We start from the raw sequence: 15,600 nt of genomic DNA, 5'->3' as shown, positions 1-15,600 counted from the left end.
GGGCTGGCTCCTCAGGGCAGGTCGGGTGCTGCGGCCGAGCCCAGCAGGTCCTCGAGGACCACGCCGGACAGGCGCCGGAACGCGCGGCGCGGGCGCGTGCGGTCGAGGACCGCGACCTCGAGCTGGGCGGCGGGGATGACGCGGCGGTCGTCCTCGTCGGCCCCGTCGGCGGGCGCGCCGAGCACCCGGACGGCGAGCTGGAGCACGGCGGCGAGGGGCATGCCGGGCGTCCAGGCGCCGGCGACCTCCTCGCGCAGGCGCTCGGCCTGCCCGCCCATGACGACGAAGCCGCGCTCGTCGGCGACGGAGCCGTCGTAGGACAGCCGGTAGATCTGGTCGGTCGCGGCGTCGACGCCGACCTCGGCGACGACGATCTCGACCTCGAGCGGCTTGGACTCGGTGGTGAAGACGGTGCCGAGGGTCTGGGCGTACGCGTTGGCGAGGCCACGGGCGTTGACGTCGCGCCGGTCGTAGGAGTAGCCGCGCAGGTCGGCGTACCGGACGCCGGCGACGCGCAGGTTCTCGAACTCGTTGTACTTGCCGACCGCGGCGAACGCGATGCGGTCGTAGATCTCGGAGACCTTGTGCAGCGCGCGGGACGGGTTCTCGGTGGCGAAGGCGATGCCGTCCTCGTAGGCCAGGACGACGACGGAGCGGCCGCGGGCGATGCCCTTGCGCGCGTAGTCGGCCCGGTCCTTCATCAGCTGCTCGGGCGAGACGTAGAACGGCATGCTCATCGCGTCGGCTCCTCCTCTGCCCGGGCGCGGGCGTGCTGCTCGGCGCGGTCGGCCAGGACGCGGGCCACCACCTCGCCGAGGTCGTCCTGGGGCACCCGGAGGTAGCCGGCGGCGGTGACGGTGGCGACGACGGGCCAGATCCGCCGGGACGTGTCGGGACCCCCGGTGGCGGAGTCGTCGTCGGCGGCGTCGACGAGGGCCTCGACGGCGACGCGCACGGCGTCGGCGGCGTCGAGCCCGGGCCGCCAGAGCTTCTTGAGGGAGCCGCGGGCGAACACGGAGCCGGAGCCGACGCTGTGGTGCTGGTGCTCCTCGTACCGGCCGCCGGTGACGTCGTAGGAGAAGATCCGCCCGGCGCCCCGGTCGAGGTCGTAGCCGGCGAACAGCGGGACGACGGCGAGGCCCTGGAGGGCGAGGCCGAGGTTGCCGCGGATCATCGTGGCGAGCCGGTTGGCCTTGCCGTCGAGGGAGAGCAGGGTGCCCTCGATCTTCTCGTAGTGCTCGAGCTCGAGCTGGAACAGCCGGACGAGCTCGACGGCCAGCCCCGCGGTGCCGGCGATGCCGACGGCGGAGTAGTCGTCGGCGGGGAACACCTTCTCGATGTCCCGGGAGGCGATCTGCGAGCCCATGGTGGCGCGCCGGTCGCCGGCCATGACGACGCCGCCCGTGAAGGACAGCGCGACGATGGTGGTCGCGTGCGGGGCGCTCGCGCCGGGGCTCACGTCACCGACGGGCAGCGGGGTGCGGCGCCCGGGCAGCAGGTCCGGGGCGTGCTGGGCGAGGAAGTCGACGAAGGAGGACGACCCGGGGGTGGTGAACGCCCCGGGCAGCCGCCCCGCCGGGATCAGCGGGTCCGTCGGCACGCGTCACTGCCCGCCCTTCTGCACGAACCCGCGCACGAACTGCTCGGCGTTGGTCTCGAGGACGTCGTCGATCTCCTCGAGGAGGGCGTCGACCTCGGCGTCGCGCTGCTGCGCGGCGGCGTTCACCTGCTCGACGTCGGGCCCGTCGACCGGCTCGTCGTCCTCGCGACGGTCCCGAGCGCGCTCCTGACCAGCCATGTGCACCTCCGGCGGTAGTCGGGCACGGGCCGCGCGCGCTGGGCGTGCGACCCGCAGTGCCACCACCCTAGGCCCTGGTCGGCGCGCATTCCCGTGCGGGCCGGGCGCGTCGCGGCGCCGCGCGCCGTGGCAGGTCAGGAGCCGAGCGCCGCCAGGAGGCTCGCGACGTCCGGGGAGGACTCGAGCAGGTCCTGGACGTGCGCCCGCGTGCCGCGCAGCGGGTCCCGCATGGGCACGCGCTGGAGGGTGGGCGCCCCGGGGACGTCGAAGACGACGGAGTCCCAGCTGGCCGCGGAGACGTGGGCGCCGAACCGGGCGATGGTGCGGCCGCGGAAGTACGCGCGGGTGTCCTCGGGCGGGGCGGTGACGGCGGCGCGCACGTCCTCGTCGGTGACGAGGCGCTCGACGGCGCCGGCGTCGACGAGGCGGTGGTACAGCCCGCGCTCGGGGCGCACGTCGGACCACTGGAGGTCGACGGCGGCGAGACGCGGGTGGTCCCAGTCGAGGTGGTCGCGGCGGCGCAGGCCCTCGAGGAGCCGCATCTTGGCCAGCCACTCGACCTCGCGGGCGCACGACGCCGGGTCGGTGGCGAGCCGGTCGAGCAGGGAGCCCCACCGGGCGAGGACGTCGGCGGTCTGGGCGTCGGGTCCGTCGCCCCCGACGGCGGAGCGGCCGAGCGCGGTCCGCACGGCGGCGAGGTACTCCTGCTGGATCTCGATGGCCGTGAGCAGCCGCCCGTCGGCGAGGTGCAGCCTGCGGGTCAGGGTGAGGTCGTGGCTGACGGCGTGGACGGAGCCCACGGGGTCGGCCAGGGCGAGGCGGTCGAGGGTGCGGCCGAGGTCGGCGGCGGAGCCGTCGGCGATGCGCTCGATCAGCCACAGGACGAGGGAGGTCGTGCCGAGCTTGAGGTAGGTCGGGACCTCGAGCTGGTTGGCGTCGCCGATGATGACGTGCAGCCGCCGCCACTTGTCGGGGTCGGCGTGCGGCTCGTCGCGGGTGTTGACGATGGGGCGGCGCAGGGTGGTCTCGAGACCGACCTCCGCCTCCATGTAGTCGGCGCGCTGCGAGAGCTGGAAGCCGGCCTCCTCGCCGCGCTGGCCGATGCCGACGCGCCCGGCGCCGGTGAACACCTGCCGGGTGACGAGGAACGGGGTGAGCCGCGCGGCGAGGTCGACGAACGGGACGGACCGTTCCACGAGGAAGTTCTCGTGGGTGCCGTAGGTGGCGCCCTTGCCGTCGACGTTGTTCTTGTACAGCGCGACGTCGGGCAGGGCCGGGGTGGACGCCAGCGCGCGGACGGAGGCGAGCATGACGAGCTCCCCCGCGCGGTCCCACCGGACGGCGTCCAGGGGGTTGGTGACCTCGGGCGAGGAGTACTCGGGGTGCGCGTGGTCGACGTACAGCCGGGCGCCGTTGGTGAGGATGACGTTGGCCGCGCCCGGGTCCTCGTACTCCTCGACGAGCGACCGGGCGACCTCCTGCGGGCCGTCGGCCGAGGCGCCGGGGGCGGCGCCGCCGGACACGGACCCGTCGCCCGAGGGAGCGGGGCGGGCGGGGTCGTCGGTGAGCAGCGACGGGTGCGCGGCGGCCCGCTGCAGGTGGAAGCCGCGGGCGTCCTGCAGGGGGTCCTCGTCGTCGTAGTCCCACCGGGCCTTGGCGCGACCGCCCTGGCGGGCCGCGGCGTGCACGGCGACGACGTGGCTGGACAGGAGCATCGGGTTGGCGGTCGGGCGGCCGGGCTGCAGCACGCCGTACTCGGTCTCGATCCCCATCACGCGGCGCACGGTCACGCGGCCCACCCTATGTCGGGGCCGGTGGTCGGCGACGCCGCGCGCGGGTGGACCCCTCCGCACCGCCACGCCCGGGCGTGTGCGTGCGGAGGGATCCGCTCGCGGCTCCGGTCGGGTCAGCCGTTGCCGCCCGGTCGGGCGCCGCCCTGCCCGCCGGCGCCCTGCCCGCCGCCCGGCATGCCGCCGCCGCCCATCCCGGCCGTGTGCTCGCCCGCGGTGACGGTGAGCACCTCGGTCGCGCCCGAGGCGTCGCCCGACGCGGTGTAGCCCTCGACCGCGTCGCCGGTCGCCGTGGCACCCGAGACGACGGTGTACTGCTCCCCCGCCGTGAGGCCTGCGGCCGAGATGACGAGCGAGGTGATCTGCTTCGCGGGGGTGAAGGTCGCGACGACGGTGCCGTCGGCGTCGACGACGGCGAGGGTGGTGCCCGCGGCCTGCGCGCTGTCGAACGTCGCGGACACCCAACCCTGCCCGTCGGTGCCCGGCGCCATGGCCATGCCGGAGGAGCCCGCGGCGACGAGGGTGCCGCCGGTGACGGACGGCGTGCTGTCGGCGTCGATCGCGCCGTTGCCGTCGTTCGTCGGCCCGTTCACGACGACGGTGCCGCCGGACATCGTGAGGGTGCCGTTGGCGTCCAGGCCGTCGCCGCCCGCGTCGACCGCGACGGTGCCGCCGGTGATCGTGAGGCTGGCGGTGCCCGTGGACTCGCCGCCGGGTCCGGCCCAGTCGCCCTGGGCGTCCTCGGTGGACCCCGCGGCGCTGCTCGCGGCGTTGATCCCGTCGTCGGAGGCCACGACGGTGATGTCCCCGCCGGCGAGGGTGACCGCCTCGGCCTCCAGGCCCTCGTACGAGGTCAGCACGTCGACCGAGCCGCCGGTGACGTCGAGCGCCGCGTCGGCGTGCACGCCGTCGTCCCCGCTGGACAGGGTCAGGTCGCCGTCGGTGATCGACACGATGCCGTTGGAGTGCACGGCGTCGTCGGCGGAGTCGACGGTCACCGTGCCGCCGCCGACGACGACGCTCGCGGAGCCCTTGACGCCCTTGGTGGAGGTCTCGTCGGTCGGCTCGGTGCCGCTCCCGCCGCCCGCGGTGACGTCGAGGGTGCCGCCGGTGACGACGACGTCGGTCTCGGCGTCCACGCCGTCGCCCTCGGCGGCGACGGTCAGGTCACCGCCGGAGACGACGACGAACCCCGCGGTCACGTCGCTGTCGTTGTCCGCCTTGAGGCCGTCGCCCCCCGCGGTGACGTCGAGGGTGCCGCCGGAGACGACGAGGTAGTCCTTGCCGCGGATGCCGTCGTCCACGGAGTCGACGGTGATCTGCCCGGACTCGATCACCAGGCCGTCCTTCGACGCGATGCCGTCGTTCGCGTTGCCGGTGACGGTGAGCGCGCCGTCCCCGGTGATCGTGAGGTCGGCGGTGCTGAACAGGGCGGCGTTCGGCGCGTCCTCCGCGTCGGCGTCGGCGTAGGTCGCGGCGTCGGTCAGCGCGTTGCTGGAGCCGTCGGCCAGCTCGACCACCGCGGAGCCCGCGCTGCTGATCACGAGCGGGGCGCCGGTGGACGAGGTGATGTCCGCGCCGTCCAGCACGAGGTGCACGACGGCGTCGCCGGCGTCGACGACGACCTGGCCGTCGTCGAGGGTGCCGGTGACCGTGTAGGTGCCGCCGGCGGTGATCGTGACGACCGACCCGTCGACCGTGACGCCCTCGGCGTCGGACGTGGCGGTGCCGCCGTCGAGCGTGATCGTGCCGGTGGCGGTGCCGGCGTCCGCGACCTCGTGCACGTCGGCGTTCGCGGCGAGCACCTCCGCGGCGGTGGCCCCCGCGGCGACGTCGGTGACGGTGGTGCTGGTCGCGCCGGCGGCGTCGGACGAACCGGAGCTCGTGCCCGCCACGGCGTCGTCGGTGCAGCCGGTGAGCAGCAGGCCGATCAGGACGGCGGGGGCTGCGAGGGCGGTGATCACGTGGCGGGGTCGGCGCACGGTGGGCTCCTTCGTGGGGATCGGGGTCGCGTGGGTGGTCGTGGGTCGCGCGGATCGGGACCGCGCGAGGCCGGCCCGGCGGGTCGGGCGAGTCGGGAGGGACAGGCGGGTCAGGCGGGTCAGGCGGCGAGCGTGTGGCGCAGGGTGCGCCGCCACGGCCGGCCGCCGAGGGCGGGGTCGAGGACGACCAGCCCGGTCGCGTACTTGGAGATGCGGCTGGGCCGGTGGCCGAGGGCCCACAGGGCGCGGTCGGCGGCGGACGCCCCGGCGACGCTCTTGGTCTCGACGACGGCGTGCCCGGGCACGGCCGCGACGGACCGCGCGCCCAGCCACTCGAGCCCCGTGTCGACGGTCAGCCGCGCGCCGTCCGGGAGGTGCAGGGTCCGGCGCCGGTACTGGGTGGTGAGGGTCGGCGCGAGCAGCGGCTCGGCGCCGTCCCCGGCGGGCGCCAGGTCGACGCCGTGGGCGCGCAGGGTGCCGACGACGAAGCCGAGCGCGTCGCCGACGTCGTCGCGGGAGCGGACGTCGTGCTCGCGCCGCTCCTTGACGGTGGTGCCGCGGGGCCCGCGGGTCTTGACCTCGAGCCAGCAGCCGCCGGTGTCGGTGTACGTGCGGGTGCGGACCTTGTACCGGCGGCGCCGGCGGCCCGCGGCGAGGTGGTACGCGTCGAGGTCCGGGGTGTCGAAGTACACCGACTCGTACCCGAAGGCGTCCCGGCCGGCGATGACGAGCCGGCGGGTGCCGACCGGCAGGGCCGCGACGAGACCGGGCAGGGCGGCGAGCGGGAGGACGTACTTGCGGTCGACCCGTGTCTGGAGCGCGGCGGTGGCCTGGAGCTCGTCGAGGTCGATCACGGGGAGCTGCGCGAGGTCGGCGAGGTGCGGCACGGTGGCGACGGGCGCGACGCCGGCGGCGGTGCGCGGGCCCCGCGACGCGTTCAGGGCGGGCACGGCGACGCCCGCGACCTCGGGCCCGGGGCCGGTCACCGTGCGACCCCGGACAGCGCCGACCCGACCCGCGCCGGGTCGTCGGCGAGCGCGGAGCTCGCGGGCGCGGCGCCCCCGCGGCGGTCGGACGGCGTCGCCCGCGTCCGGACCCGCGGGCCCGCCCCGCCCCGCGCACCGGTGGGCGGCGCGGCGTACCGCACGTCCACGACGGTGGTGTCGTCGACGAGGTCGAGCCGCTGGACGGTCGCGCCGTGCACCCGGGCACCGAGCAGCTGCTCGAGGTGCGCGACGAGGGCGGCGTGGTCGCCGAACGCCCGGTCGACGACGACGACCTGCTGCCGGTACCCGCGCAGCAGCCGGGGGTGGTCCCCGGCGTACAGCGCGACCAGGACCATCGCCATGAGCACGAGCGCCAGCGCCCCGAGGGACGAGCCGAGCCCCCCGATCAGGCCGAGCGCGAGGGCCGCGAAGTAGTACGCGACCTCGCGCTGGTCGATCTCGGAGGACCGCAGCCGGATGATCGACAGGACCCCGAACAGGCCGAGCCCGAGCCCCGCGCCGACGGTGCTCGTCGACAGGGCGCCGGCGACGGCGAGGACGCCGACGTTGACGCCGAGGAACGCGACGACGAGGTCGCGCCGGCGGTGCCGGGGGAAGTAGAGGGCGAAGGTCAGGACGGCGATCGCCACGAGATCGGCGGCGAACAGGACGGCGGCAGGCATGGGCACCTCGCGGGTCGGGGATGAACGCCCGGTGAACCGGGTGCATCCATCAAGCCGCGCGGTGCTGTGGGGTCCCTGTGCACGAGCAAGGCCCGCCGTCTGAGTCGACGGCGGGCCCCGGTCGGCGCGTGGACGCGGACCGCTACAGGTACTGCCCCGTGCTCTGCACGTTCTCGATCCGGCGCGAGGCCTCCTCGCCCTTCTTGTCCTGGACGATCGTGCGGATGAACACGATGCGCTCCCCCTTCTTGCCGGAGATGCGCGCCCAGTCGTCGGGGTTGGTGGTGTTCGGCAGGTCCTCGTTCTCCTTGAACTCGTCGACGCACGCGGTGAGCACGTGCTCGACGCGCAGACCGCGCTGGCCGGTCGCGAGGAGGTCCTTGATCGCCGACTTCTTCGCGCGGTCGACGACGTTCTGGATCATCGCGCCGGAGTTGAAGTCCTTGAAGTACAGGACCTCCTTGTCGCCGCTCGCGTAGGTGACCTCGAGGAACCGGTTCTCCTCGTTCTCGGAGTACATCCGCTCGACGGCCCGGGCGATCATCGCGTCGACGGCCGCGGCGGTGGAGCCGTGGTGCTCGGCGAGGTCGTCGGCGTGGATCGGCAGGTCCGGGGTGAGGTACTTGGCGAAGATCTCCCGCGCACCCTCGGCGTCGGGCCGCTCGATCTTGATCTTCACGTCGAGGCGGCCGGGCCGCAGGATGGCCGGGTCGATCATGTCCTCGCGGTTGGAGGCGCCGATGACGATGACGTTCTCCAGGCGCTCGACGCCGTCGATCTCGGCGAGGAGCTGCGGGACGATCGTGGTCTCGACGTCGCTGGACACGCCGGTGCCGCGGGTGCGGAACAGCGACTCCATCTCGTCGAAGAACACCACGACGGGGTGCCCCTGCGAGGCCTTCTCCCGCGCCCGGGAGAAGATCAGCCGGATGTGCCGCTCGGTCTCGCCGACGTACTTGTTGAGCAGCTCGGGGCCCTTGACGTTGAGGAAGTACGACTTGGCCTCGGTGACCTCCTCGCCGCGCGCGCGGGCGGACGTCGCGGCGAGCGAGTGCGCGACGGCCTTGGCGATGAGGGTCTTGCCGCACCCGGGGGGCCCGTAGAGCAGGACGCCCTTCGGCGGCTTGAGCCCGTGCTCGCGGAACAGGTCGGGGTGCAGGAACGGCAGCTCGACGGCGTCGCGGATCTGCTCGATCTGCGGGCCGAGGCCGCCGATGTCGGCGTAGTCGATGTCCGGCACCTCCTCGAGCACGAGGTCCTCGACCTCGGCCCGCGGGACGCGCTCGAACACGAAGCCGCTGCGGGCCTCGACGGTGAGGGCGTCGCCCACGCGGACGGAGCCGTCCAGCACCTGGCCGGCGAGCCGCACGACGCGCTCCTCGTCGCCCCGCCCGACGACGAGCGCGCGCTCGTGCCCGATGAGCTCCTTGACCGTGACGAGCTCGCCGACCTGCTCGTAGCCGCCGGCCTCGACGACGGTCAGCGCCTCGTTGAGCATGACCTCCTGGCCCGGCCGCAGCCGGTGGACGTCGATGGCCGGGCTGGCGCCGACGTGCATCTTGCGGCCCGACGACACGACGTCGACGGTGCCGTCCTCGCGCGCGGCGAGGAACGTCGCGAACGTGCCCGGGGGCTTCGCGAGGTCGTCGATCTGACGCTTGAGCTCGATGATCTGGTCGCGCGCCGCCACGAGCGCGTCCGACATGCGCTCGTTCTTGGCGGCCAGGAGCGCGAGCTCGCGCTGCAGGTCGCGGGCTGTCGGTTCCGTCATCGCCGGTACCTCCGATCGCGGGTCGACCTCACGGCGCTGTGGGGCTGTCGTGGGGAGACCCTAACCACACGTGTCAATCGCAGCCGGGACGCCCCGCCGCGGCGGTGCCGGGTCAGTCGGCCTCGGGTGCCTGGCCGACGTCGCGGCGGACCTTGCGCACCTTCTTGTCGGAGACGGCGCGCTCGCCGAGGGCCTCGGGGGTCCACTCGGCGTCGGGCACCTCCTGGAAGGACCTGCTGGTCACGACGTCGCCGACCTCGTCGACGAGCGCGGCCTCGCCCGGCTGGGAGCCCTTGGCGGGGCGGCGCTTGCGCAGCGGCGGCAGGACGCCGTCGGCGAGGCGGCGGGTGGTGAGCAGGAAGCCGGTGTGGCCGATCATCCGGTGCTGCGGGCGGACGGCGAGGCCCTCCAGGTGCCAGCCGCGGACCATCGACTCCCAGGCCTGCGGCTCGGTGTACCGGCCGTCGGCGCGCACGTCCTCGGCGAGCCGGGAGAGCTGGGTCGCGGTGGCGACGTAGGCGATGAGCACGCCGCCCGGGGCGAGGGCGGTGGCGACGGCGTCGAGGTTCTCCCAGGGCGCGAGCATGTCGAGGACGACGCGGTCGACCTCCCCCCGCGCCTCGGCGAGGGGCAGCACGTCGGACAGGTCGCCGACCGACAGCCGCCACGCGGGGTGCGGGCCGCCGAAGAAGGTCTCCACGTTGCCGCGGGCGATCGCGGCGAAGTCCTCGCGGCGCTCGATGGAGTGCAGCCGGCCGCCGTCGCCGACCGCGCGCAGCAGGGACATCGTGAGGGCGCCGGAGCCGACGCCGGCCTCGACGACGCGGGCGCCCGGGTAGATGTCGGCCATCGCGACGATCTGGCCGGCGTCCTTCGGGTAGACGACCGCCGCGCCGCGCGGCATCGACAGCGTGTAGTCGCTGAGGAGCGGGCGCAGCGCGAGGTACTCGACGCCGCCGCTGCTCGTCACGGTCGTGCCCTCGGGCGCGCCGATGAGCTCCTCGTGCCGGAAGTAGCCCTTGTGCGTGTGGAAGGTCGCGCCGGGCGCGAGCGTGATCGTGTGCAGCCGGCCGCGCGGGTCGGTCAGCTGGACGCGCTCCCCCACCCGGAGCAGGCCGCGACGCTGGTCGGCGCCCGTCGGCGTGGGGGCGGCGGCGGGCTCGGGCGCGGGGGTCTGCTCGGTCACGGGGGTCGATCCTAGGGGCGGAGCGCCGCCGCCACGTCCGCGCTACGCACGAGCGCGACGACCTGGCCGTCCCGGACGGCCGCCGCGACGGGCGAGAACCGGGACACCGCGGCGACCGCCTGGACGAGCTCGGGCCCGCGCAGCGCGGCGTCGACGACCGCCCCCGCGGGCAGCGTGACGGCGACGGCGGTGAGCGGGACGTGCGCCCGGTCCGCGGCGGGGACGGCGTTGGCCGCCTGCGGGTCGACGTACGCCGCGGGGCGACCGTCGGGGGCGAGGAGCACGACCGCGTCGGCACCGGTCTGCCCGCGGGCGGCGTCGGCCTGGGCCAGCACCGCGGTCGCCGGGACGCCGACGGCGCGGGTGCCCACGGAGCCGACGTGCAGCGCGTCGACGGCCCGCCCGGCGCGGGCGCCCTGGATCGCCGCCGAGGCCCCCGACCACAGGAAGGCGCCTACGAGGGCCGCCCAGGCGACGGCCCACAGGTCGGGGCTGCCGCCCCGCACCATCGGCAGCAGGATCACCCAGGCGGCGAAGCCCACCGCGAACACCCGGCCGACCCAGCCCGCGACGAGCGCGCCGCGCCGCCGGTCCCCCGTCGCGCCCCACACGATCGACTCGAGCACCATGCCGCCGTCGAGGGGCAGCCCGGGCACGAGGTTGAACAGCCCGACGAACGCGTTGCTGTAGGCGGCGGCGTACAGCACGAGCGCGGCGAGGCCGAACGGGTCGGCGATGCCGGCGACGAGCCAGAAGACCCCGGCGAGCACCAGGTTCGCGATCGGGCCGACGACGGCGACCAGCCCCTCGGTGAACGGCGTGATCCTCCCGTGGAACGCGGTGTGGCCGCCGATCAGCGTCAGGGCGTACTCGCGGACCTGGAGGCCGCGGGCGCGGGCGGTGAGGCCGTGGGCGAGCTCGTGGACGAGGACGGACAGCAGGAGCAGCAGCCCGACGACGAGCGCCACCACGTAGGTCGACCCCGTGCCGAGCCCCGGGGCGCGGTACCGGACCGAGGGGGCGAACACCAGGGCGATGACCGCCACGACGAGCAGGCTGCTCGGGCTCAGGACCACCGGTGTCCCCGCCACGCGCCCGACGACCCAGCCCCGCGTTCTCTCTGCCACGGGGGAAGGCTACGTGGCCGGGCCGTGCGACCCGTGCCGACGGGCGCTCGGGCGTCCGGGGCCGCGCGGCGCGGGGCGCCGGGCGTGTCGGTGGTGGCGCCTAGGCTCGTCACCGTGACGACCACCGACCCGCAGCTGCTCGCCCCCGTGTCCGCCGACGGCGCCGACGCCGGCGACGTCGAGGTTGCGCCCGAGCCGCGGGTGCCGGGTCTGTCGCCGTCGCGCGCCAACGACTTCCAGCAGTGCCCGCTGCTGTTCCGGTTCCGGGTGGTCGACAAGCTGCCGGAGCCGCCCAGCCTCGCCGCCGCCCGCGGCACGCTCGTGCACACGGTGCTGGAGCGGCTGTACGACCTCCCGCTCGGCGAGCGCACCCCCGCGGCCGCGCACGGACTCGTGCCCGCCGCGTGGGACGCGCTGCTGGAGCGGTCGCCCGAGGTGCTGACGATGTTCGCCACGGACGACGAGCGCGAGGCCTGGCTCGGCACCGCCCGCCTGCTGCTGGACACGTACTTCACGCTGGAGGACCCGAACCGGCTGCAGCCCGGCGACCGCGAGCTCGCGGTGCGGACGCTCATGGAGGACGGCCCGCAGCTGCGCGGCATCGTCGACCGGATCGACGTCGCCCCCGACGGGGCGCTGCGGGTGGTCGACTACAAGACCGGGAAGTCGCCGAACCCCGGCTTCGAGGGCTCGGCGCTGTTCCAGATGCGGTTCTACGCCTACGTGCTCTGGCGCGAGCGCGGCGTGCTGCCCAAGCTGCTGCAGCTCGTCTACCTCGGCGACGGGCAGATCCTCCGGCACGCGCCGTCCGAGGCCGAGATGCGGACCCTGGAGCTGCGGCTGCGCTCGCTGTGGGCGCAGGTCGAGGAGGCGGCGCGCACGGGCGAGTGGCGGCCCCGGAAGTCCCGGCTGTGCGACTGGTGCGCGCACCGCGCGGTGTGCCCCGCCTGGGGCGGGACGCCGCCGGAGGTGCCCGAGGGCGCCGTGGAGCGGGCGATCGGGATCGCGCCGGCGGCGCAGGCGTCCTGACCCCCGTCGGGCGCGAGCGGGCCCGGCACCGCGATGCCCGGGGCCCCTGGCGCTGCGCTAGGGCTGGCGGCGCGCCGCCAGCACCGGGGCCAGCGCGGCGACCAGCCGGCGCGCTGACAGGCCATCGGGGTCGTGGTCCGGGTTGTGCTCGACGAGCGTCATCCCCGCGAACCGCGGGTCCGCCACGAGCGGCTCGAGCACCGCGACGAGCACGTCGAGCGTGAGCCCCCGGCCGTACTGCGGGACGTCGGCGCCGGGCAGCAGCAGCGCGTCGAGGACATCGACGTCCACGTGGACCAGGAACGGGCGACCGCCCGGCCCGGTGACCGCGGCGAGCGCGCGGGCGGCCGCTCCGTCGGGGTCGGCGGCCACGTCGGCGGCCGGGATCCGTGGGCTCGGCACGACGCCGTGCACGTCCTCGTCGTCGTCGGCGAACCCCACGAAGCACAGCGCGTCCGCGTCGAGCAGCGGCCGGCGCCCTCCCAGGCCGGCGAGCGCGTCGACCGTCCCCGGCAGGTCGAGCAGGTGCGCCACGCCCATCGAGTCGAGGATCGGCTCCTCGGGGTGGTCGGCGGGCAGCTGCAGGTCCTGACCGCCGTCGACGTACACCAGCCCGACGTCGCCGTGCGCCGCCACGGCCGCGGCGACGAGCGGGATCGCCAGCGTGCACTCGCCGCCGAGCACGAGCGGCGTCTCCCCCGCGGCCAGCACGCCGGCGAGCGCGTCGCGGGCGTCCCGGAGCACCGCGGCGACGCCGTCGACGTCGTGCGGCGCAGGGGGCCGCGGCGCGGTGGGGTCCGGTCGCGGCGTGCCCGACGCGCGCCACCGCGCGACCGGCCGGTCGCCGTGGTCGGTGACCGACGCGCCGGCGGAGGCCAGGGCGTCGACGAGGCCGGCGGCCCGCAGCGCGGCAGGACCCTTCTCGAGGCCGGGCCAGTGCGCCGCCCGGCTCGACGGCACGCCGAGGACGCCCCAGTGCCGGTCGCGGCCCGCCGTCATGGCACGACCGTAGGGCCGGGGGTCGCCGCCGGCCTGGTCGGGTCCCGTCGGCCGGCCGCGCAGCCCCGCGTGCGGGCGTCGCCGCCCCGCCGGATCAGCCCAGCAGGTCGAGCACCGCGCCCGAGCGGATCCGCGTGAAGTCGTCGATCGACACGTCGGCCAGCGACCCGGTCTTGTTCAGCCCGTCGATGTCGGGCAGCTCGCGGAACACCTCGACGGCGAGCACGCGCGCCCCGGCGGCCACGCCGGACGTGATGCCGGTCGGCGAGTCCTCCACGACCACGCAGTCCGCGATGTCGACGCCCAGCCGCTCGGCCGCGAGCAGGTACGGCTGCGGGTCCGGCTTGGGGCGCTCGACCTCGTCGCCGGCGACGACGGTGGCGAACACGCCCGCGACCCGCGCGAACGGCTCGGCGAGCTCGGTGTAGGACGAGGTCACCAGCGCCTGCGGGACACCGGCAGCGGCCAGCGCCGCGAGCAGCTCGCGGCCGCCCGCCTGCCACGGGGTGTCCTCGGCGACGGCCGCGGCGACCCGCTTGTTGAGGAAGTCGACGATCTCATCGACGCTCAGGCCGACGCCCCGGTCCTGCAGGATCTGGCCGGAGACCTTCATCGGGTTGCCGACGAGGGTCAGGCCGTCCTCGTGCGTCCAGGTGCCGCCCCAGGACTCGACCAGCTCGGTCTCGGCCGCCATCCAGAGGGGCTCGGTGTTGACCAGGGTGCCGTCCATGTCCCAGAGGACGGCGGCGGGCAGGGCGGGTCGGGCGTCGTTCACGGCGTGCGGCTCCGGGGTCGTGCGGGTGGTGTGCTGCCCTCGACGGTACCCGGGGTCGGTGAACGGGGGTGAACGGCGGGTGTCGCTACTCCCCGACCGCGCCGTCGACCGCCTCGCGCAGCAGGTCGGCGTGCCCGTTGTGCCGGGCGTACTCCTCGATCATGTGGGTGAGGATCCACCGCAGGTGCGGGGTGCGGCCGTCGGGCCAGGCGCGCGCGGCCGCCGCCGCGAGCCCGCCCGCCGCGAGGGCCGCCGCGACGTCCGCGCGGGACCGCTCGACGGCCGCGCGCCAGAGCGCGCGGAGCTCCTCCGGGTCGTCCTCCGCGGCGGGGTGCCACTCCCAGTCCCGGTCCGCCGACCAGTCGACGGAGGCCCACGGCTCGGCCCGGTCGCGCCCGTGCAGCGCCCGGGAGAACCAGTCGTCCTCGACGTACGCGAGGTGCTTGAGCAGGCCGCCGAGCGTCATGGTCGACGCGCCGACGGTGGCGGCCAGCCCGGCGGCGTCGAGCCCGCGGGTCTTCCACTCCAGGGTGGCGCGGTGGAAGTCGAGGAAGCCGAGCAGGGTCTGCACCTCGTCGCCGTCCGGGACGGGCTCGGTGCGGCCTTCCCCGTCCACCACCGGCGCGAGGTCCGCGACCGGCTCGGCCGGGATGTCGAGCTCGCGGGCCGCGGCGGAGATCCGCCGGGCGAGGTCGAGGTCGCGGTCGGTCAGCCCGGCGACGTCGTGCGAGACCAGGTGCACGCCGACGGCGGGGTACCGCAGGTCGACGTCCGGGTGGTGGTCGGCCGCGTCGGCGAGCTCGCCGATCGCGTCGACCAGCTCGACCCCGGCCGCGAACGACCCCGTGCGGAACCGCGCGTGCACGCCGTCCGGTCCGACCCGCCAGTCGGCGACGCCGTCGGCCGCCCGGAACTCCTCCGCCGTGATCCGCCCGCCCATGCGGCCCACGCTAGCGGCGCGGGGGTCGGCCGTCGCCCCCCGGCGGGACGGCCCGCCTGCGGCCCGTCCCACCGGGACCGCTGCCGGTCACCCCCAGTCGTCGACCCAGAGGTCGTGCGGCTGCGGCCGCCCTCGCCCGGTCTCGACGAGCTCGCGCAGGCTGAGCAGGAACGTCGCCCACTTGGTGCTGCAATGGTGCAGGAACTCGACCGGCTCGGCCCAGCCCTCGTGCGTGAACAGCACGACGGTCACGTCCCCGGACGCCCGCAGCCGGAAGTCGACGTGCGTGCCGACCCACTCCGCGGGGCCCTGCGCGACCCGCCAGCGCACCCGCGCCCCCGGGACGGCGTCGACGACCTCCACGACGTAGGGCTCGTCGGCGCCGCGGAAGGCGAGCTCCAGCCGCCCGCCGGGACCCCCGTCGCCGTGGGTGTCCGTGGTCCACCATCCCGCGACGCCCTCGGCCGTGGCCAGCGCCTCGTACACGTCCGCCGTCGCGGCGCGCACGCCGAGCCGGTGCCGGATGTCGACCAT

At 75.7% G+C, this 15,600-nt stretch carries 15 protein-coding genes; 1 reads left to right on the top strand and 14 read right to left on the bottom strand.

Features of this window, described 5'->3' with window-relative positions; genetic code table 11:
* Nucleotides 1-11 precede the first annotated feature (11 nt).
* The 10 genes from prcA to J5O08_RS01515 all read right to left on the bottom strand — a co-directional run bounded on the left by prcA (nt 12) and on the right by J5O08_RS01515 (nt 11,323).
* Nucleotides 12-737, bottom strand: coding sequence for a proteasome subunit alpha (gene prcA, locus J5O08_RS01560; protein WP_147796616.1), 726 nt, complete (start codon nt 735-737; stop codon nt 12-14).
* Complete coding sequence (prcB, locus tag J5O08_RS01555; RefSeq protein WP_374225907.1) at nt 734-1,600, bottom strand: proteasome subunit beta; 867 nt, start codon at nt 1,598-1,600, stop codon at nt 734-736. Before prcB ends, prcA begins: the two co-directional genes overlap by 4 nt.
* Before the next feature lie 3 nt (nt 1,601-1,603).
* The gene (locus J5O08_RS01550; RefSeq protein ID WP_218705082.1) at nt 1,604-1,798 is read right to left on the bottom strand and encodes a ubiquitin-like protein Pup; all 195 of its coding nucleotides are present in this window, start codon (nt 1,796-1,798) and stop codon (nt 1,604-1,606) included.
* Between the two features lie 134 nt (nt 1,799-1,932).
* A complete protein-coding gene (gene dop / locus J5O08_RS01545; protein ID WP_308281238.1) occupies nt 1,933-3,588 on the bottom strand; it encodes a depupylase/deamidase Dop in 1,656 nt (551 codons plus the stop codon).
* 116 nt (nt 3,589-3,704) lie between these two features.
* A complete protein-coding gene (locus J5O08_RS01540) occupies nt 3,705-5,570 on the bottom strand; it encodes a carbohydrate-binding domain-containing protein (RefSeq protein ID WP_218705081.1) in 1,866 nt (621 codons plus the stop codon).
* Nucleotides 5,571-5,689: 119 nt separating this feature from the next.
* Complete coding sequence (locus J5O08_RS01535; protein ID WP_308281237.1) at nt 5,690-6,556, bottom strand: polyphosphate polymerase domain-containing protein; 867 nt, start codon at nt 6,554-6,556, stop codon at nt 5,690-5,692.
* Nucleotides 6,553-7,239, bottom strand: a complete 687-nt coding sequence (locus tag J5O08_RS01530; RefSeq protein ID WP_218705080.1) for a DUF4956 domain-containing protein — start codon at nt 7,237-7,239, stop codon at nt 6,553-6,555. The genes J5O08_RS01535 and J5O08_RS01530 overlap by 4 nt, the downstream gene beginning before the upstream one ends.
* A 142-nt stretch (nt 7,240-7,381) precedes the next feature.
* Nucleotides 7,382-9,010 carry a proteasome ATPase gene (gene arc / locus J5O08_RS01525; protein WP_218705079.1) on the bottom strand — a complete coding sequence of 543 codons (1,629 nt, stop codon included), beginning with the start codon at nt 9,008-9,010 and terminating at the stop codon, nt 7,382-7,384.
* A 112-nt stretch (nt 9,011-9,122) separates the two neighbouring features.
* Nucleotides 9,123-10,196 carry a tRNA (adenine-N1)-methyltransferase gene (locus J5O08_RS01520; RefSeq protein ID WP_308281236.1) on the bottom strand — a complete coding sequence of 358 codons (1,074 nt, stop codon included), beginning with the start codon at nt 10,194-10,196 and terminating at the stop codon, nt 9,123-9,125.
* 11 nt (nt 10,197-10,207) lie between these two features.
* Nucleotides 10,208-11,323, bottom strand: coding sequence for a site-2 protease family protein (locus tag J5O08_RS01515; protein WP_218705078.1), 1,116 nt, complete (start codon nt 11,321-11,323; stop codon nt 10,208-10,210).
* Between the two features lie 114 nt (nt 11,324-11,437).
* Here J5O08_RS01515 and J5O08_RS01510 point away from each other — a divergent pair, with 114 nt between their 5' ends.
* Nucleotides 11,438-12,352: a RecB family exonuclease gene (locus J5O08_RS01510; protein ID WP_374225905.1), complete on the top strand. Its 915-nt coding sequence runs from the start codon at nt 11,438-11,440 to the stop codon at nt 12,350-12,352.
* A 57-nt stretch (nt 12,353-12,409) separates the two neighbouring features.
* Here the strand turns inward: J5O08_RS01510 and J5O08_RS01505 are convergent, their stop codons facing one another.
* The 4 genes from J5O08_RS01505 to J5O08_RS01485 all read right to left on the bottom strand — a co-directional run bounded on the left by J5O08_RS01505 (nt 12,410) and on the right by J5O08_RS01485 (nt 15,600).
* The gene (locus J5O08_RS01505) at nt 12,410-13,351 is read right to left on the bottom strand and encodes an arginase family protein (RefSeq protein WP_218705077.1); all 942 of its coding nucleotides are present in this window, start codon (nt 13,349-13,351) and stop codon (nt 12,410-12,412) included.
* A gap of 94 nt (nt 13,352-13,445) precedes the next feature.
* Complete coding sequence (locus J5O08_RS01500) at nt 13,446-14,126, bottom strand: HAD family phosphatase (RefSeq protein WP_308281235.1); 681 nt, start codon at nt 14,124-14,126, stop codon at nt 13,446-13,448.
* 85 nt (nt 14,127-14,211) lie between these two features.
* Nucleotides 14,212-15,066: a DinB family protein gene (locus J5O08_RS21485; protein ID WP_308281234.1), complete on the bottom strand. Its 855-nt coding sequence runs from the start codon at nt 15,064-15,066 to the stop codon at nt 14,212-14,214.
* Nucleotides 15,067-15,153: 87 nt separating this feature from the next.
* Nucleotides 15,154-15,600 carry an SRPBCC domain-containing protein gene (locus tag J5O08_RS01485; RefSeq protein ID WP_218705076.1) on the bottom strand — a complete coding sequence of 149 codons (447 nt, stop codon included), beginning with the start codon at nt 15,598-15,600 and terminating at the stop codon, nt 15,154-15,156.

It is taken from the genome of Cellulomonas sp. PS-H5, assembly GCF_019265565.1.
GTDB lineage: Bacteria > Actinomycetota > Actinomycetes > Actinomycetales > Cellulomonadaceae > Cellulomonas.
The sequence above is the reverse complement of the archived record's forward strand: the minus strand, read 5'-3'. Positions and strand labels throughout refer to the sequence as shown.